The organism is Streptomyces sp. NPDC007808 (genome assembly GCF_042868655.1).
Taxonomy (GTDB): domain Bacteria; phylum Actinomycetota; class Actinomycetes; order Streptomycetales; family Streptomycetaceae; genus Streptomyces.
The window spans coordinates 591,934-608,945 of record NZ_JBIAEQ010000003.1 but is presented as its reverse complement, the minus strand read 5'-3'; the positions used below and the strand labels follow the sequence as shown (position 1 = coordinate 608,945).

The window sequence follows — 17,012 nt, the reverse complement described above, 5'->3', positions numbered from 1 at the left end:
TGACCATGAGCCAGACCCCGGACAGCGCCGTCCGTACGTACATCGAGCAGCATCGTGCCGCCTTCCTCGACGACCTCGCCGAGTGGCTGCGCATCCCCTCCGTGTCGGCCCAGCCCGACCACGCGCCCGACGTACGCCGCAGCGCCGACTGGCTCGCCGCCAAACTCAAGGAGACCGGCTTCCCGACCGCGGAGGTCTGGCCGACCCCGGGCGCGCCCGCCGTCTTCGCCGAGTGGCCCGCGGAGGACCCGCAGGCGCCCACGGTCCTCGTCTACGGCCACCATGACGTGCAGCCCGCCGCCCGGGAGGACGGCTGGGACAGTGAGCCCTTCGAGCCCGTCGTACGCGACGGACGCCTCTACGCGCGCGGGGCGGCCGACGACAAGGGCCAGGTGTTCTTCCACACACTCGGCGTCCGCGCCCACCTCGCCGCCACGGGCCGCACCACCCCGGCCGTCAACCTGAAGCTCCTGATCGAGGGTGAGGAGGAGTCCGGCTCCCCGAACTTCCGCGCGCTCGTCGAGGAGCGCGCCGGGCGTCTCGCGGCCGACGCCGTGATCGTCTCCGACACCGGCATGTGGTCCGAGGACACCCCGACCGTGTGCACCGGCATGCGCGGCCTCGCCGAGTGCGAGATCCGGCTGTACGGCCCCGACCAGGACATCCACTCCGGCTCCTTCGGCGGCGCAGTCCCCAACCCGGCGACGGCCGCGGCCCGCCTGGTCGCCGCTCTGCACGACGAGCACGCGCGCGTGGCGATCCCCGGCTTCTACGACGGAGTCGTGGAACTGACCGAGCGTGAGCGCGAGCTCTTCGCCGAACTGCCCTTCGACGAGCAGCAGTGGCTGCGCACCGCCAAGTCGCACGCCACCCATGGTGAGGCCGCTCACACCACCCTCGAGCGCATCTGGGCCCGGCCCACCGCCGAGGTCAACGGCATCGGTGGCGGATACCAGGGACCGGGCAGCAAGACGATCATCCCCTCCTCCGCGATGGTGAAGCTTTCGTTCCGCCTGGTCGCGGGGCAGGACCTCGACCACATCGAGAAAGTGGTCCACGCCTGGGCCGCCGAGCAGACGCCCGCGGGCATCCGCAGCGAGATCACGTTCTCGGCGGGTACACGCCCGTGCCTGACGCCCCTGGACCACCCGGCCCTGCAGTCCGTCGTACGCGCCATGGGCCGCGCCTTCGAGGGCCCCGTCCGCTTCACCCGCGAAGGCGGCTCGGGACCCGCCGCCGACCTGCAGGACGTCCTCGGCGCGCCCGTGCTCTTCCTCGGCATCTCCGTCCCCTCCGACGGCTGGCACGCGCCGAACGAGAAGGTGGAGCTGGACCTTCTCCTCAAAGGCGTCGAGACCACCGCCTACCTGTGGGGCGACCTCGCCGCCCACTGGCGCCATGCGCCCTGAGCTCCGTCGGCGGTCCGGACCGGCGTCGTACGCGGGGCACACTGAGAAGGCCGCCACGCATCACCGATCCCTGCCGAGTCCGGTCGCCGCCCGCCGCACGTCCCGCCGATCCACCCGCCGAAGCACACCGTTCCACTGGGGGAGTTGGAAGCACCCGTGACCACCTGGACCGACCACACCGCCGACCGACCCGTCTCGCTCACCGCCCCGAGCGGCATCGACCGCGCCGCCCACCACCGGCTCGACGAGGCCTGGCTCGCGGCGGCATGGAGCCACCCCACGACCCGGTGCTTCGTGGTCTCCGGCGGCCAGGTCCTCATCGACGAGACGGCTGACGGACGCACCGAACTCGTCACGACCCCCTCGTTCGAGGCCCCCCTCACCGAGGCGCACCGCTACTTCCTCGGTATCGACGAGGACGGCGTCAGCTACTTCGCCCTCCAGAAGGACGCCCTGCCCGGCCGTATCGACCAGTCCGCGCGCCCCGCCGGCCTGAGAGAGGCGGGCCTGCTGCTCTCGCCGCGCGACGCCGGCCTCATGGTGCACGCCGTCGGTCTGGAGAACTGGCAGCGCACCCACCGCTTCTGCTCCCGATGCGGTGAACGCACCGTGATCGCCGCGGCCGGCCACATCCGCCGCTGCCCCGCGTGCGGTGCCGAGCACTACCCGCGCACCGACCCCGCCGTGATCATGGCCGTCACCGACGAGGACGACCGCATTCTCCTCGGCCGTCAGGTCCACTGGCCCGAGGGCCGCTTCTCGACGCTCGCCGGCTTCGTCGAGCCCGGCGAGTCCATCGAGCAGGCGGTACGCCGCGAGGTCCACGAGGAGGTCGGCGTCAGCGTCGGGCCGGTCGAGTACGTCGCCAGCCAGCCCTGGCCGTTCCCCTCCAGCCTGATGCTGGGCTTCATGGCCCGCGCCACCACCACCGAGGTCGACGTGGACGGCGACGAGATCCACGAGGCCCGCTGGTTCTCCCGTGAGGAACTGCGCGCCGCCTTCGAATCCGGCGAGGTCCTGCCTCCGTACGGCATCTCGATCGCGGCCCGACTGATCGAGCTGTGGTACGGTAAGCCGCTGCCGACGAGGAGCGTCTGACGGGCACCAGATCGATGCCCGACCCGTACTGGAACCACAACGTCCATTACCACCGCGCGGTCCTGGCCGCCGTACCCGAAGACTGCGGCGCGGCTCTGGACGTGGGCTGCGGTGACGGGTTGCTCGCGCGGAAGCTGGCGACCAGGGCGGCGTCGGTGACGGGCGTGGATCGTTCGGCGCGGATGATCCGCCTCGCGAGGGAGCAGCCGCCCGGCGACGTCACGTACGTGGAGGGTGACTACCTGGAGGAAGGCATCCTCCCCGAGGGCGCCTACGACTTCGTCAGCGCTGTGGCCGTGGTCCATCACGCGCCGTTCGAGAAGGCCGTCGGTCGCCTGGTACGGCTGCTGGCCCCCGGAGGCCGCCTGGTGATCGTCGGCATGGCGTACGACAGGACGCCGCTGGACTGGGTGATCAGCTGCTGCGGTGTCCCGGTGAACCTGTTGGAGACCTGTCGGCGAGGCGGTGAGGCAGGCCCTGTCGACATGCCCGTCGAGGATTCGAGCATGCACTGGGGCGAAGTCCGGCAGGCGGCACTGCGGCTCCTGCCGGGCTGCCGCTTCCGCCGCCGACTGCTGTGGCGCTACACAGTCGTGTGGGACAAACCACGACCAGACGGACCCTGAGCACGTACCCGGCACGGGACTCGCAAGGCGACCGAAGAGGCCGCCGCAAGGACGGCGCTTGCGCAGGGGGCAGCCGGGCAGGGGGACGGCACCGCGGACGCGACCCTGGTGGTGCGTCGGCAGTCCGCCACGATCAGCCGCAGCTCTGCCCGCTGCTCGGCGTCTGCGTGCCGGTGGCGGCTTCGATCACCGATCAGCAGCCCGTTGTTGATCAACGAGGCATCGACGAGGCCCCCGCCGACGTGTGTCGGGCGAGGGCCGGTCGCTGCCGTCGGTCAGGCGCTGAGAGCCTGCTTCACCTGGGCCAGGCTCGGGTTGGTCATCACGACCTCGGAGCCACCGCCCAAGGGCACGATCTGAACAGTCGGAACCGTCTGGTTTCCGCCATTCGCCTTCTCGACGAATGCCGCGGACTCGGGGTCCTGCTCGATGTTGATCTCGGTGTACGCGATGCCCTCGCGCTCCAGCTGCTTCTTCAGCCGCTGGCAGTAGCCGCACCACGTGGTGCTGTACATCGTCACAGTGCCCTGCATGTCTCGCGCGCTCCTTAGGGTTGCTCGGGGAAACCAGGTCGTCCAATGAGGGAACGTACGGGATCCGGCCTCCATTCCCACCCGGGGTATGGCCGCTCCGTGACGCCTGCCGCATCAGTACGACTATCAAGGCCTGCCTGTGGACAACCGGCGCAGCCGTCTCGGGGGACCTGGCAGCATGGCGGTGTGACAGCAGCAACGCACTCCACCCTCTTCCCGCAGGCACCGGACACTGCCGACGCGGTGCTCGACGGGCTCGACCCGGAGCAGCGCGAGGTCGCCACCGCCCTGCACGGTCCGGTGTGCGTGCTCGCGGGCGCCGGTACGGGCAAGACCCGGGCGATCACCCACCGCATCGCCTACGGAGTCCGTGCCGGAATCCTCCAGCCCTCCAGCGTGCTCGCCGTCACCTTCACCAACCGCGCCGCCGGAGAGATGCGCGGCCGGCTGCGCCAGCTCGGCGCCGCCGGGGTGCAGGCCCGCACCTTCCACTCGGCAGCCCTTCGCCAGCTCCAGTACTTCTGGCCGAAAGCCGTCGGTGGCTCCATGCCCCGGCTCGTCGACCGCAAGATCCAGCTCGTCGCCGATGCGGCCGCCGCCTGCCGCATCCGCCTCGACCGCAACGAGCTGCGGGACGTCACCGCCGAGATCGAGTGGTCCAAGGTCACCCAGACCGTCCCTGCCGACTACGCGCTCGCCGCCGCGAAGGCGGGCCGCGAGTCCCCCCGCGACCCGGCCGAGATCGCCCAGCTCTACAACGTCTACGAGGACCTCAAGCGAGACCGCTCGCTCATCGACTTCGAAGACGTCCTGCTGCTCACCGTCGGCATCCTCCAAGACCGGCACGACATCGCCGATCAGGTCCGCTCCCAGTACCAGCACTTCGTGGTCGACGAGTACCAGGACGTCAGCCCGCTCCAGCAGCGCCTGCTGGAGCTGTGGCTGGGCGAGCGCGACAACCTGTGCGTGGTCGGCGACGCCAGCCAGACGATCTACTCGTTCACAGGAGCAACTCCCGACCACCTGCTCGACTTCCGTATCCGCCACCCCGGTGCCACGGTCGTCAAGCTGGTCCGCGACTACCGTTCCACACCCCAGGTCGTCCACCTCGCCAACGGTCTACTGGCCCAGGCCCGCGGCCGCGCCGCCGACCACCGCCTGGAACTGGTGTCACAACGCGACCCCGGCCCCGAACCCCTCTACACCGAGTACACCGACGAACCCGCCGAGGCCGAGGGCGCGGCCCGTCGCATCCGGGAACTCATGGACGAGGGCGTCCCAGCCAGCGAGATCGCCGTCCTGTTCCGTACGAACTCCCAGTCCGAGACCTACGAACAGGCCCTCGCCGACGCGGGCGTCCCCTACCAGCTGCGCGGCGCCGAGCGGTTCTTCGACCGGCCCGAGGTGCGCAAGGCCGGCATCGCCCTGCGCGGCGCGGCCCGCTTCGGCGGCAACGACTCACTTCTCGACGACGCCGTCGACCTGCCCTCGCAGGTACGAGCCGTGCTGTCGGCGGAAGGCTGGACACCCCAGCCCCCGGCCGGCTCCGGTGCCGTCAGAGAGCGCTGGGAGTCGCTCGCCGCCCTGGTGAACCTCGCCCAGGACTTCGCCGCCGCCAAACCCGGTGCCACCCTCGCCGACCTCGTCGCCGAACTCGACGAACGGGCGAACGCCCAGCACGCCCCGACCGTGCAGGGCGTCACCCTGGCCTCCCTGCACTCGGCCAAGGGCCTGGAATGGGATGTCGTCTTCCTGGTCGGAGTCGCCGAAGGCATGATGCCGATCACCTACGCCAGGACCGACGAACAGGTCGAGGAGGAACGCCGCCTCCTCTATGTCGGTGTCACCCGTGCCCGGCAGCACCTCCATGTCTCGTGGGCGCTGACGCGCGCGCCCGGCGGTCGGCCCAACCGCCGCCCCAGCCGCTTTCTCGACGGCCTGCGTCCCGGTTCGGCCGCCACCGTCGGCCGCTCCGCCGCCGGCCGGGGCGGCGGTGTCGAGCGCGGTTTCACGAGCAGGCCGGATGTCGCCCCGAGACGGATGAAGCGCACCCCGGCCCGCTGCCGCGTCTGCGGACGCACCCTCACCGACGCCGGCGAGATGAAGCTGATGCGCTGCGAGGACTGTCCCTCCGAGATGGACGAGGGCCTCTACGAACGGCTCCGGGAGTGGCGCGCGGTCCAGGCCCGGCTGAGCGGGCAGCCGGACTTCTGCGTCTTCACGGACCGGACGCTGATGGCGATCGCCGAAGCGGAGCCAACTACTCCGGTCGAACTGTCCGCCATCCCCGGCGTCCTGAAACGCAAACTGGACCGCTACGGATCCGATGTCCTGGCCATCTGTGCTGGTCAGGCGCTCGGTGAGAGAGTGGAAGGGGAATGAAGCGAACTCGTCGAAAAAATAGTTTGCGCATGCCCCGGCAATCCCCATAGGTTCTTAGCCACGGGAACGGAGGCCTTCTCGGAGGCCCCAATTCCGTGATGTACTTGCATACCCGCCGGACTGGTTCACCCCAGTCCCCCGATACGCCGAGAGGAGGCGAGTCCAGTGATCAGCATCAACACCAGCTCCATCAGCACCGCCAAAATGACCGATCGCTCGGTCGTCGCCTCCCTGTGCATGCTCGGCGCCTCGGACCAGGGCACCGGTCTGTCCGGCATTCGTGCCGTCCGTCCGGCGTCCTCCCTGTCCCTCGCGGGCCTTCCCGTCCGTGAGCGCAATGAGCGACCGACCAAGGCACTGGAAGCGGCAGTAGCGGCACAGGCGCAGGCCTATGCCTTTACGGCGACCGGTGCCGGATTCCGGAAGCAGACGACGCAGCACCACCTGATGTGGGCCTTCCGTGGGCCAGAACCCTGGAGTGATCCAGCCTGATCGCCGATCAGGCCGGCGCCTTCAGGGCCGCGGAACCCCATCCGGGATCCGCGGCCCTTCTGTTTGTCCCTGAACAGGGATGACGGAGTGAAGGGGCCTCGGGACAAGAAAAAACCCGGTACCAGCCGCCACCCGGCCCAACAGGGCCGGAACGACCAGACGAGGAAGACGAACCGTGCAACTCGAAGCGCACGCCCCGTCCGTACCGCCCTCAGACACGATCCCCAAGCCCGGCCTCACGGAGGACTCCACCTTGACCCCGCTCACCGCGCTCACCGCGCTCGACGACGCCATCGAGAACCTCGGCGTACCCGTCCCCTGCCGTTCCTACGACCCGGAGGTCTTCTTCGCCGAGTCGCCGGCGGACGTCGAGTACGCCAAGTCCCTCTGCCGCACCTGCCCGCTGATGGAGGCCTGCCTCGCCGGCGCCAAGGAGCGGCGTGAGCCCTGGGGCGTCTGGGGTGGCGAGCTGTTCGTCCAGGGTGTCGTCGTCGCCCGGAAGCGGCCGCGTGGCCGCCCGCGCAAGAACCCGGTCACGGCATGAACATCGCAGGAACAATCGACCGCCCCCTCACGCACGATCCCCAGAAGCAGGCCCCGATGAAGCCGTCCACCCACGAACCAGCGGGCTCCACGCCCGAAGACTTCACCACCACTGGCGCGAACGACTCGCGTAAGAACAGGACCCGAGAGATGCAACTCATCCAAGAAGCCCTCGCACGTGCGCATATGCACGAGCGACAGTACGAGGCCGAGCGGGAACGCCGGGCCGTGCGCCTGGCGTCCGCTCGCCGCATGCAGCGCAAGGCCGAGCGCGCCTCGCTGCGTGCCCGCCGCGCGCTCGCCATGGCGGTCATGCAGTAGTCGCCCACCGCCAGGCGGTGACCATCACGCCTCGAAGGCAGCCACTCCCCGCGGGGGCCGGTCCGTGCGAACGGGCTGGCCCCCGCGGTGCGTTGGGCCCGCCGATCAGCCGCGGCGGCGTTATCGTCGCCGAGTGACGAGTCCTTCCGGAGCCGGTGACGACGGCGGCTCAGCCGAAGAACCTCAGCTCCTCGTGTGCGCCCGCTGCGGCACCCGGGCCGAGCTCCCGCAACCCACCTGGACCTTCTCCGTGGAGAACGGCAAACGCCACTACTTCTGCGACACCTGCTCCCGGGAGAACCTGAGGGCGATCGAAGGGCGACTGGACTCCGACTGGTGGTAGGCCCGTACGGCTCTCAGGCCTCCGCCGCGGAGTCCTCCTCGTCCGTCATCGCCTCCGGCGCGAACCCCGGCAGCCACTCCTCCAGTTCCTCGCGCAGTCGTACCGTTGCGCCCAGCTGGCACAGGACGCCGATGGTGCTCAATGTCACACGGTGGATGAGGAGGTAGGCAGGCGGCAGATTGAGTTGCTTGCCCAACTGGTAGGCGGGGGAACGGGGGTCGGCCACCCGGGCGGCCTGGCTGCGCATCCAGCCGCGGGTGAAGGTGAACGCCTCGACCTGGGCCGGCTCGATGATCGGCAGGAGGTAGTCGAGGACGGCGTCGGGCTCCAGGTCGATCGATTCCTTGACGAAGCCCTCGGTGCGCAGCAGCTCGTAGACGGCATCAGCCTCGCCGTCCAGAGTCATGCGCAGGGAGTCACCGATGGGGTCCGGCAGGCCCCCCGGGAGGCGGTCGACCGTACCGAAGTCCAGAACTCCGAGTCGCCAGTCGTCCTCGCCGTCCGGGCCGCCCGGCAGCAGGCGGAAGTTTCCGGGGTGCGGGTCGGCGTGCAGCAGGCCGGTGCGGGCCGGGCCGGAGAAGAGGAAGCGTGCCAGGAGCTGGCCGGCGCGGTCACGCTGCTCCTGGGTTCCGCCGGAGATCACCTCGGAAAGCGGAATGCCGTCGATCCACTCCGTGACCAGAACCTGGTCGCAGTGGTGGATCACTGCGGGCACGACCACGTCCGGGTCGTCGGCGAACTCCTCCGCGTGGGCCTGCTGGGCCTGTGCCTCCAGGCCGTAGTCCAGTTCCTCGGAGACGCGGTCCTTGAGTTCCGTGATCAACGGCTTGATGTCCATGCCGGGGACCAGCGGGCCCAGCAGCCGCGCGAAACGGCTCAGCTGGTTCAGGTCGGAGAGGAGGGCCTCACCGGCACCCGGGTACTGCACCTTGACCGCCACCTCACGGCCGTCGTGCCACACGCCGCGGTGCACCTGGCCGATGGACGCCGCCGCCGCGGGCTTGTCCTCGAACTCCAGGAACAGGTCGTGCCAGTCCTCGCCGAGCCGCTCCGCCAGCACCGTGTGCACGGTGCGTGTCGGCATCGGTGGTGCCGCTTCCTGCAGCTTGGTGAGCGCCGCCCGGTAGGGGCCGGCGATCTCCTCGGGCAGCGCGGACTCGAAGACCGACAAGGCCTGGCCGAACTTCATCGCGCCGCCCTTGAGCTCGCCGAGCACCTTGAACATCTGCTCGGCGGTGCGCTGCTGCAGTTCGCGGCCGACGAGCTCCGCGGACTCGCCGACGATCCGCTTGCCCAGTCCCCAGGTCGCCCGCCCGGCGAAGCCGAGGGGAAGCGCGGCGAGCTTGGCGGTACGCGTGACCGCCTTGCGGGGAAGATCAGACATGCGCCCTCCAGGTCCCAGCCGGCCGCTCCGCGTCCGCCTTGCGGCGTGACCCGGACGACGGCCCTTGTTCCGCCATTGTCTCGTGCGAGTCCTCGTCCTCGGAGGGGTGTTCTCCCTCACCTTTCTCCGCGGCGCCGCACGGGCATGCGGGGTGCGCCCACACCGGCCGGGCATGCCAGCTCAGACCGGGTAGTGACACCTCCCAGCGTGCACCAACGCTGGACGGAACGCGGCCGTCCAGGAAAGCGAGGGCGTGCGCGGCCACCAGCCCGGCGACCGTGGTGGCGAGAGCCAGGTCACAGGGCCGCACATGGCGCGTCCTCCCCGCCCCCGAGCGCCACTGCGCGACAAGGCGCGGCCAGACCGGATCCCGATCGGCGCGACCCTCGTGGAGACAGCCCGCGCAGCCGGTCTCGCCCGGCAGGACGAACGGGCCGACCACACCGGTTCCCTCCACGACGCCCGCGTACAGATGGGGCGTGCCGGAAGTGATGAGAGGTTCGGCCGCCGAGGGGGAGGGGGCGTGCACGGCGACGTCGTCCCGGGGGGCGATGATCACAAGGGAGTGACCCGCACACTCGTGCCCAGGTGATGAGTGCGGAGTGCGGCGCGGTGGCCGATCGGGTGCCGCGCGCCGCACGGCCCGTCGCGCGGCCTCGTCCCTGCGGTCGCCGACCGCTTCGGCGGGCAGTCCGCCCGGTCCCACGTCCCACGGTTCGACACGGCCGACGTCGCGCACGTCGACCTCGCCGACTCCCGCGCCCGACAGCAGGGAGGCCACCATCGCCCCCACCCGGCCGGCGCCCCTCACTTGGACCCGGGCGGAGCGGCGGGCGATCAGGCGGCCGATCGCCTCGCCAGGCTCGGACGTGGTCAGGGACAGTGAGGCCAGATCGGGGAGCAGCCGGTCCAGGACTTCCTCCTTGCGGCGCAGCGCGTCGGCGGCCGGGCCGCCGCCCTTGGCGTCGTCGAGCAGTCCGGCCCGTGCCAGTCGCCGCACCAACTCGTCGACATGGCCGTCCGGCAGATCCATGCGGCGGCCCTCTTCGCGCAGCAACTCCATCCCGCGCGTGCCATTGAGCAGGTCGAGGAAGCTGCCCGTCGCCGTGTCCACCGGGCCCAGCGTCATCGCGTGTGCCGGAGCCATCCCGAACTGCACGGTGTTGAGGTCACGCCATCCGCGCCTGAGCGCGGGTTTCATGAGCGGAGCCACCATGGTCGCCGACCGTGCGGAGCCCGAGGTGGTCAACGAGTCCGGCGCATCCGGCGAGTCCGACGCGTCCAACGTGCCCAATGTGTCCAACACATCCGGTTTTGCTGGCATGTTCGCCGTACTCATGGAAGCCGCCGATTCCGTTGCGGCGGTCGAAGCCGGTGAAGCCGGTGAAGACGATGAAGCCGATGAAGCGGATGAAGTCGATGAGGTCCATGAAGTCGATGAACCCGATGAAGTGGATGAACGTGATGAAGCGGATGAAATCGCCGCATGCATGAACGAGCCCCCGTAGCCGTCGTGGAACGCCCCCGTCTGCCGGTGGCGCTCGGTCGCAGCCCCGCCGGCCACAGCCAGCATGCCCTGGAGCGCCGCTCGTCGTCCGAAGTTGTCCACAGGCGGTGGATATTCGTCGTACAAATCAAACGCTCGGTGGGGGATCGGCATCGAACCGTTCCGGAGTCGGGACTTCCCCCGTGTGCAGCGGGTAACGTCGGGGCGTGTCCGCCGACCCACTGCACCGCGCCGGAACCCCACAGCGCAGTACGACGAGCCCGCCCTCGGGCGGCTCGGGGGCGAGCGTGATCGAGGTTCGCAGGAGCGCCCGGCGCCGCCGGACGGTCTCGGCGTACCGCGAGGGCGATCGCACCATTGTGCTCATCCCCGCCCGGATGTCCGAGGCGGAGGAGCAGCGCTGGGTGAACGTCATGCTCGACAAGCTGGCCGCCCAGGAGAGCAAGCAGGTCCTCGGCGACGCCGAACTCGCCGAGCGTGCCGAGCAGTTGTCGGCGCAGTACTTCGACGGCCGCGCCCGGCCCAGGTCGGTGCGCTGGGTCACCAACCAGAACACTCGCTGGGGCTCGTGCACACCGGCCGAGGGCAGCATCCGTCTCTCGCACCGCCTGCAGGGGATGCCGGAGTACGTCGTGGACTACGTCCTCCTCCATGAGCTCGCCCATCTGCTGGTGCCCGGCCACGGGCCCCGTTTCTGGCGGCTGCTGGAGGCGTATCCGCGCACCGAGCGGGCGAAGGGCTACCTCGAAGGCGTCGTCGCCGCCGAGCGACTGCCCCATGTGCCCGTCGCGCGCGGCGAGTGACCGCGAGCTGAGACACCGCCGGGGCCCCTGCGGAGGCAGTGCTTCCGTTCCGGCCGGGCACGCGTTGTGTACCGGGTCTGTACCGGCTTCGTCCGATGTCGGAGTTTGCCGTTAGCCTGGCGCGACGCACTCACACTCGGGATGGGGGACGGTCGTTACGCATGGCCAGGGAATTCCAACGCGGCCACAAGGCCCGGATCAGTGACCTCACCGCGGGCACGGATCTGTACGTAGGCGTGCAGATCTCCGCTCCAGGGCTGACCTTCGACATCAGCTGCTTCGGTCTCGACGCCGACGAACGGCTCTCGGACGACCGCTACTTCGTCTTCTTCAACCAGCCGAAGACCCCCGAGGAGTCCATTCAGCTCCTGGGCGCCCAGGCCGGCGACACGGAGTCCTTCCGGGTCACGCTCGACAAGATCCCCCCGCAGATCCAGAAGCTGTCCTTCACGGCGACGATCGACGGCGCCGGACAGATGTCGCAGATCAACCCCGGATACATCCGCATCGTGGCGGGCGGCGAGGAGGTGGCCCGGTACGCCTTCAACGGCTCGGAGTTCTCCACCGAGCGCGCGGTGATGCTGGGTGACTTCTACCTCAAGGACGTCTGGCGCTTCGCCGCCGTCGGGCAGGGCTTCGACGGCGGCCTCGACGCGCTGCTGAGGAACTTCGGCGGCGAAGTCGCCGAGGAAGAGGCGCCGGCCGCCCCGCAGCAGCCCCAGACCGGCGCGACTCCCGGCTTCGCGCCGCCCGCCCAGGCCGCGGCACCGCCCGCGTTCGGCGCCCCGGCGGCACCGGCCCCCGCAGCGGCTCCCGCACCGGCCCCCGCGCCCGCACCTACGCCGGCCGCGCCCGCACCGCAGCCCGCCGCCCAGGGCTTCGCGCCCCCGCCGGGATCCACCCCGCCGCCCCCGTCGCAGGTGCCCGCACCCTCGGTGCACGCCCAGCCCACCATCGTCGCGCCCATGACGCCGCCGGGCGGCACCCCGCCGCCTCCCGCGCCGGCGCCCGCGCCCTACGGCCAGCCGGGCCAGCAGCAGCCGTACGGCCAGCCCGGGCAGCAGGCGCCGTACGGCCAGGCCACCGCCCCGACCGCCCCACCGCCCCCCGGCTACGGCCAGCCCCAGGCACCCCAGGCACCCCAGGCCCCGGCTCCGCCGCCCGGCTACGGCCAGCCCACCCCGCCCCCCGGTTACGGCCAGCAGCCCCCTTACGGTCAGGTCCCGGGCCAGCAGGCCCCCCACGGAGCTCCGCAGGGTGCCCCGCAGGGGGCGCCCCAGGGCCCCGGCGTGGCTGCGGCGCTCCAGCAGTTCAAGGAGACGCCCACCGGTCAGCGCTGGACGCAGCAGAACAAGAAGCTGGTCCGGGTGGACCTCGGTATCGGCGGGCATCCCGTGCTGGCCCGGCAGGGCAGCATGGTGCTCTACCAGGGCAAGGTCGACTTCAGCTACAAGGGCGCCGGGTTCGCCGGCCGGATCGTGGGCAACGCGACCGGCCAGGAGATGCAGCTGATGCGCTGTACGGGCCAGGGCCAGGTGTTCCTCGCCGAGAACTCGACGATGCTGCACCCGATCGAGCTCCAGGGCGACGGCATCTGCGTCTCCGCGGAGAACGTCCTCGCCTTCGACGAGAGCCTCCAGTACGAGATCCGCCGCATCGAGGGCCACGGCATCCCCGGTGGCGCGCTGTTCACGATGCAGTTCACGGGCACCGGCACGATCGTCGTGAAGACCCACGGCACGCCCGTGGTCCTCCCGGTCACGCCCACGACGTTCGCCGACTGCAATGCGGTCGTCGCCTGGTCGGCCGCCTCCCAGGTGGTCGTCTCCAGCCAGGTTCGGATGCGCCGCAACGCCTACCCGGGCGACACCGGCGAGAGCGTGAACCTCCAGTTCCGTGGCGCGCCCGGCAACTTCATCGTCGTCCAGCCTTACGAGATCTGAGGGAGAGCCCGTCATGAACCAGCCGCTCGCGGGCTACGCCCCCGCACCCGTCACCGCCCGCATGGAGAACCACGGCAACCACATGCTGAAGGTCGCCATGCAGACCGGGAACGACCTCCTCGCGCGCGTGGGCTCGATGGTCGCCTACGAGGGCTTCGTCCAGTACGAGCCGAACCCGCCGGCCGTTCGCCAGATCGCCAAGGACTGGATGACCGGTGAGGGCGCGCCCCTGATGAAGTGCTCCGGCGACGGCCTGCTCTACCTCGCCGACTACGGCGCCAATGTCGTCGTCATCAACCTCAATGGCGACGGCATCTCCGTCAACGCCACCAACCTGCTCGCCTTCGACGCCCACCTGACGTGGGGCGTCGAGCGCGTGAAGGGCCTGGCGAAGTTCGCCGGGCAGGGCCTGTGGAACACCAGGATCTCCGGGCAGGGATGGGTCGCACTGACCTCCCGGGGCAAGCCGATCGTCGTCGACTGCGGCGGCGGCGAGGACGAGACCTACGTCGACCCCGACGCGCTCGTCGCCTGGTCGCCGAACCTCAAGGTGAAGGGCAAGCGCAGCTTCAAGGCGCAGTCGCTCATCGGCCGGGGCAGTGGGGAGGCCTACCAGATGGCCTTCTCCGGCCAGGGCATCGTCGTAGTCCAGCCCAGCGAGGACAGCACCGACCGCCTCCGGGTCCGGGGCTGAGGGGGAGCCAGAAAGCCATGCAGAGCCCGCTTTTCGCCTACAACGACCAGCAGACCCAGGAGCGCTGGAGCCTGCAGAACAAGCAGATGCTCCGCATCAACCTGGAGGGCCACGACGACATCCTCGCCCGCAAGGGCACGATGGTCGCCTACCAGGGACTGGTCGAGTTCGACGCCGAGTTCCAGAGCAACCAGCAGGGACGCGCGCGTGCGCAGACCGGTGAGGGCCTGGACCTGATGCGCTGCCACGGGCAGGGCACGGTCTACCTCGCCAACCTCAAGCAGCACGTGCACCTGGTGGACGTGGACCAGGACGGGCTGACCGTCGACAGCAGCTATGTGCTGGCGATGGAGTCCTCGCTCCACCACGAGGTGATCGCCGTCGACAGCCTCTACGGCATCTCCGGCTCCGGCAAGTACCAGCTCAACATCACCGGTCGCGGCAAGGTCGCCCTCATGACCTCCGGCATGCCGCTGATGATGCAGGTGACGCCCGACAAGTACGTCAACTGCGACGCGGACGCGATCGTCGCCTGGTCGACCGGCCTGCGTGTCCAGATGCAGGCACAGACCCACTCCTCCGGGGTGTGGCGGCGCCGCGGCAACACCGGTGAGGGCTGGGAGCTCAGCTTCATGGGCAGCGGTTACGCGATCGTCCAGCCCAGCGAGCTGCTGCCACCGCAGAACGCCCAGGTGGGCTCGGGCCTCGCCGCGCAGTACGGCATGGGCCAGCAGGGGGCCCGGGGACAGAACCAGGGCAACGTCTGGAGCTGACCGTCCGGAAAGCAGACGTAAGGGGCGACCGCCACGGCGGTCGCCCCTTACACATACGTCAGGCTTCTCAGCCGACCGGTGTCATCTCAGGCACCCGTCACCTCAGGCAAGGGTCGCGAGCCGCGCCCGCGCCGCCTCCAGCAGCCGTACGACCGACTCGTCGGCGACGTCCGCGACCTCGTCATAGGCGAACCAGCGCAGGTCGAGGGACTCGTCGCTGATCGCCTCCACAGCGCCGGCCGGAGCGAGCGCCGCGTACTGGACGTCGAGGTGCCAGGCGCACGGCGTGCGATGACGGTCCAGGCGCACCGGGCCGCCCGGCAGCAGCGACAGTCCCGCCACGCCCGACTCCTCGGTGCCCTCGCGAAGGGCGGCCGCCGCCAGCGACTCGTCGACCGGCTCGCAGTGACCGCCCATCTGCAACCACATGCGCAGCTTCTTGTGCAGCGTCAGCAGCACTCGCTCGCGCGCGGGGTCGATCACCAGCGCGCTCGCTGTGATGTGCCCGTCGCCGCAGGCCTTCCACATGCCGTCCGGATGGGTCTCCAAGTGCTCCAGGTACGTCTGGCGCAACTCTTCCTGGTCCCCGTACTCCTTGAGCACGAGGACCGCGTCGTCGTACAGGCTCACTCGGTGTCGTCGCCCTTGGAGTCGTCGTCCTTGTTCAGGTTCGGCTTCCCGGCGGAGCCGTCCGCCGCCTCGCCGAGCATCTTGTCCAGCTCGGAGAAGTCGATCTGCTCGCGGTGCACGAAACCGTCCGGGTCGTCCAGGTCGGTGGCCGTCGGCAGCATGTCCGGGTGGTGCCACAGGGCGTCCCGGCCGTCGACGCCGCGCGCGTCGGTGAGCGAGGCCCACAGCCGGGAGGCGTCACGCAGACGACGCGGGCGCAGCTCCAGCCCGATCAGCGTGGCGAACGTCTGCTCCGCCGGTCCACCCGAGGCGCGACGTCGGCGCAGCGTCTCGCGCAGGGCGTCCGCCGACGACAGGCGGGGCTTGGCGGCCGCGTGGACCACGGCGTCGACCCAGCCCTCGACGAGGGCCAGAGCGGTCTCCAGACGGGCCAGGGCTGCCTTCTGCTCCGGGGTGTCCTCGGGCTGGAACATGCCCTGCTGAAGGGCGTCCTGCAGCTGCTCGGGGTTCTGCGGGTCGAACTGGCCGACCACGTCCTCCAGCTTGGCCGTGTCCACCTTGATCCCGCGCGCGTAGCCGTCGACCGCGCCGAACAGATGCGAGCGCAGCCAGGGCACGTGGGCGAACAGGCGCTGGTGTGCGGCCTCGCGCAGGGCGAGGTACAGCCGCACCTCCTCCTGGGGGACGCTCAGGTCCTTGCCGAACGACTGGATGTTCACCGGCAGCAGCGCGGCCTTGCCGGCCGGGCCGAGCGGCAGGCCGATGTCGGACGAGCCGACGACCTCGCCCGCGAGCACGCCGACGGCCTGCCCGATCTGCGTGCCGAACATGGCGCCGCCCATCGAGCGCATCATGCCGATCAGCGGGCCGGCCATGGCCTGCATCTCCTCCGGCAGGACGTCGCCCATGGCGGTGCCCACACGCTCGGCGACCGGGTCGACGAGCTCCTTCCAGGCGGGGAGGGTCGCCTCGACCCACTCCGCGCGGCTCCAGGCCACGGCTGACCCGGCGCCCGACGGCAGGGACGTCACGTCGTCCAGCCAGAGGTCGGCCAGGCGGACGGCCTCCTGGACCGCGTTGCGCTCGGCCGGGCCCACACTGGCGTCCTTCGTGCCGTCCGCGGTGCCCTGGGAGACGGTCTGGCGGGCGATCTGCTTGGCCATGTCCCAGTTCACCGGGCCGCCCTCGTACGAGAGCATCTGCCCCAGCTGCTGGAATGCTGCGCCCAGGTCGCTGGGGTTGAGCGAACCGAACATGGCTGCGAAGGGATTGTCGGCGCCCGGGCCGCCAAAGCCCCCGGCTCCGGGCAGCCCGCCGAAACCGAACGGGTTGGCCGGTCCCTGACCACCGCCGCTCTGCTGGTCCTTCTTCTTGCCCTCGTCGCCGTCGTCCGGCTCCTCCGGCGGAAGGCCGAATCCGAATGGGGTGTCACTCACGGGATTCCTCGGCTGGTAAGGCCACCGGCTGGTACCGGCGGCGCGACTGCCCGATAACACCACCCAGCGTAGACACCGCGAGCCGTTCGGGCCTC

The 17,012-nt window shown here is 70.5% G+C and carries 18 protein-coding genes; 13 read left to right on the top strand and 5 right to left on the bottom strand.

Annotated features, from left to right (window positions below; genetic code table 11):
• Nucleotides 1–5 precede the first annotated feature (5 nt).
• The 3 genes from ACFYNL_RS14525 to ACFYNL_RS14515 all read left to right on the top strand — a co-directional run bounded on the left by ACFYNL_RS14525 (nt 6) and on the right by ACFYNL_RS14515 (nt 3,133).
• Nucleotides 6–1,409 (top strand): dipeptidase, encoded by a 1,404-nt coding sequence (locus ACFYNL_RS14525; RefSeq protein WP_388802019.1) that lies wholly within the window; start codon nt 6–8, stop codon nt 1,407–1,409.
• A 156-nt stretch (nt 1,410–1,565) separates the two neighbouring features.
• Nucleotides 1,566–2,507, top strand: a complete 942-nt coding sequence (gene nudC / locus ACFYNL_RS14520) for an NAD(+) diphosphatase (protein WP_388802017.1) — start codon at nt 1,566–1,568, stop codon at nt 2,505–2,507.
• Nucleotides 2,508–2,521: 14 nt separating this feature from the next.
• Nucleotides 2,522–3,133 (top strand): class I SAM-dependent methyltransferase, encoded by a 612-nt coding sequence (locus ACFYNL_RS14515; protein WP_388802014.1) that lies wholly within the window; start codon nt 2,522–2,524, stop codon nt 3,131–3,133.
• Nucleotides 3,134–3,408: 275 nt separating this feature from the next.
• On the opposite strand, the gene ACFYNL_RS14510 is transcribed toward ACFYNL_RS14515, so the two are convergent.
• Nucleotides 3,409–3,666: a mycoredoxin gene (locus ACFYNL_RS14510; RefSeq protein WP_388802011.1), complete on the bottom strand. Its 258-nt coding sequence runs from the start codon at nt 3,664–3,666 to the stop codon at nt 3,409–3,411.
• 45 nt (nt 3,667–3,711) lie between these two features.
• Between ACFYNL_RS14510 and ACFYNL_RS14505 the strand changes: the two genes are divergently transcribed.
• From ACFYNL_RS14505 to ACFYNL_RS14485, 5 genes are all read left to right on the top strand, one after another.
• The gene (locus tag ACFYNL_RS14505; RefSeq protein ID WP_388802008.1) at nt 3,712–6,048 is read left to right on the top strand and encodes an ATP-dependent DNA helicase UvrD2; all 2,337 of its coding nucleotides are present in this window, start codon (nt 3,712–3,714) and stop codon (nt 6,046–6,048) included.
• Nucleotides 6,049–6,213: 165 nt separating this feature from the next.
• The gene (locus ACFYNL_RS14500; protein WP_388802005.1) at nt 6,214–6,540 is read left to right on the top strand and encodes a hypothetical protein; all 327 of its coding nucleotides are present in this window, start codon (nt 6,214–6,216) and stop codon (nt 6,538–6,540) included.
• A gap of 175 nt (nt 6,541–6,715) precedes the next feature.
• Nucleotides 6,716–7,084 (top strand): WhiB family transcriptional regulator, encoded by a 369-nt coding sequence (locus tag ACFYNL_RS14495; RefSeq protein ID WP_019754617.1) that lies wholly within the window; start codon nt 6,716–6,718, stop codon nt 7,082–7,084.
• On the top strand, nt 7,081–7,404 hold the full coding sequence (locus ACFYNL_RS14490) for a hypothetical protein (RefSeq protein ID WP_388802001.1): 324 nt from the start codon (nt 7,081–7,083) through the stop codon (nt 7,402–7,404). The genes ACFYNL_RS14495 and ACFYNL_RS14490 overlap by 4 nt, the downstream gene beginning before the upstream one ends.
• A gap of 133 nt (nt 7,405–7,537) precedes the next feature.
• A complete protein-coding gene (locus ACFYNL_RS14485; RefSeq protein WP_388801998.1) occupies nt 7,538–7,747 on the top strand; it encodes a hypothetical protein in 210 nt (69 codons plus the stop codon).
• A gap of 13 nt (nt 7,748–7,760) precedes the next feature.
• On the opposite strand, the gene ACFYNL_RS14480 is transcribed toward ACFYNL_RS14485, so the two are convergent.
• On the bottom strand, nt 7,761–9,131 hold the full coding sequence (locus tag ACFYNL_RS14480; protein WP_388801995.1) for an ABC1 kinase family protein: 1,371 nt from the start codon (nt 9,129–9,131) through the stop codon (nt 7,761–7,763).
• A complete protein-coding gene (locus ACFYNL_RS14475) occupies nt 9,124–10,344 on the bottom strand; it encodes a TOMM precursor leader peptide-binding protein (protein WP_388802720.1) in 1,221 nt (406 codons plus the stop codon). The genes ACFYNL_RS14480 and ACFYNL_RS14475 overlap by 8 nt, the downstream gene beginning before the upstream one ends.
• Before the next feature lies 1 nt (nt 10,345).
• On the opposite strand from ACFYNL_RS14475, the gene ACFYNL_RS14470 reads away from it, so the two are divergent.
• From ACFYNL_RS14470 to ACFYNL_RS14450, 5 genes are all read left to right on the top strand, one after another.
• The gene (locus ACFYNL_RS14470) at nt 10,346–10,639 is read left to right on the top strand and encodes a hypothetical protein (RefSeq protein ID WP_388801992.1); all 294 of its coding nucleotides are present in this window, start codon (nt 10,346–10,348) and stop codon (nt 10,637–10,639) included.
• A 205-nt stretch (nt 10,640–10,844) separates the two neighbouring features.
• Nucleotides 10,845–11,441 carry a M48 family metallopeptidase gene (locus tag ACFYNL_RS14465; RefSeq protein ID WP_388801989.1) on the top strand — a complete coding sequence of 199 codons (597 nt, stop codon included), beginning with the start codon at nt 10,845–10,847 and terminating at the stop codon, nt 11,439–11,441.
• Between the two features lie 161 nt (nt 11,442–11,602).
• Nucleotides 11,603–13,384 carry a TerD family protein gene (locus ACFYNL_RS14460; RefSeq protein WP_388801984.1) on the top strand — a complete coding sequence of 594 codons (1,782 nt, stop codon included), beginning with the start codon at nt 11,603–11,605 and terminating at the stop codon, nt 13,382–13,384.
• 13 nt (nt 13,385–13,397) lie between these two features.
• On the top strand, nt 13,398–14,078 hold the full coding sequence (locus ACFYNL_RS14455; protein ID WP_019755019.1) for an AIM24 family protein: 681 nt from the start codon (nt 13,398–13,400) through the stop codon (nt 14,076–14,078).
• Between the two features lie 17 nt (nt 14,079–14,095).
• Nucleotides 14,096–14,851 (top strand): AIM24 family protein, encoded by a 756-nt coding sequence (locus ACFYNL_RS14450; protein ID WP_388801981.1) that lies wholly within the window; start codon nt 14,096–14,098, stop codon nt 14,849–14,851.
• 102 nt (nt 14,852–14,953) lie between these two features.
• On the opposite strand, the gene ACFYNL_RS14445 is transcribed toward ACFYNL_RS14450, so the two are convergent.
• Nucleotides 14,954–15,481: an NUDIX hydrolase gene (locus ACFYNL_RS14445; protein WP_388801978.1), complete on the bottom strand. Its 528-nt coding sequence runs from the start codon at nt 15,479–15,481 to the stop codon at nt 14,954–14,956.
• Nucleotides 15,478–16,917, bottom strand: a complete 1,440-nt coding sequence (locus ACFYNL_RS14440) for a zinc-dependent metalloprotease (RefSeq protein WP_388801975.1) — start codon at nt 16,915–16,917, stop codon at nt 15,478–15,480. Before ACFYNL_RS14440 ends, ACFYNL_RS14445 begins: the two co-directional genes overlap by 4 nt.
• Nucleotides 16,918–17,012: the final 95 nt, after the last annotated feature.

Coding starts and splice junctions, on each gene's coding strand:
- ACFYNL_RS14525 (WP_388802019.1), top strand. CDS start 6: ATGAGCCAGACCCCGGACAGCGCCGTCCGTACGTACATCGAGCAGCAT.
- ACFYNL_RS14515 (WP_388802014.1), top strand. CDS start 2,522: ATGCCCGACCCGTACTGGAACCACAACGTCCATTACCACCGCGCGGTC.
- ACFYNL_RS14510 (WP_388802011.1), bottom strand. CDS start 3,666: ATGCAGGGCACTGTGACGATGTACAGCACCACGTGGTGCGGCTACTGC.
- ACFYNL_RS14505 (WP_388802008.1), top strand. CDS start 3,712: ATGAGGGAACGTACGGGATCCGGCCTCCATTCCCACCCGGGGTATGGC.
- ACFYNL_RS14490 (WP_388802001.1), top strand. CDS start 7,081: ATGAACATCGCAGGAACAATCGACCGCCCCCTCACGCACGATCCCCAG.
- ACFYNL_RS14480 (WP_388801995.1), bottom strand. CDS start 9,131: ATGTCTGATCTTCCCCGCAAGGCGGTCACGCGTACCGCCAAGCTCGCC.
- ACFYNL_RS14470 (WP_388801992.1), top strand. CDS start 10,346: ATGGTCGCCGACCGTGCGGAGCCCGAGGTGGTCAACGAGTCCGGCGCA.
- ACFYNL_RS14460 (WP_388801984.1), top strand. CDS start 11,603: ATGGCCAGGGAATTCCAACGCGGCCACAAGGCCCGGATCAGTGACCTC.
- ACFYNL_RS14455 (WP_019755019.1), top strand. CDS start 13,398: ATGAACCAGCCGCTCGCGGGCTACGCCCCCGCACCCGTCACCGCCCGC.
- ACFYNL_RS14450 (WP_388801981.1), top strand. CDS start 14,096: ATGCAGAGCCCGCTTTTCGCCTACAACGACCAGCAGACCCAGGAGCGC.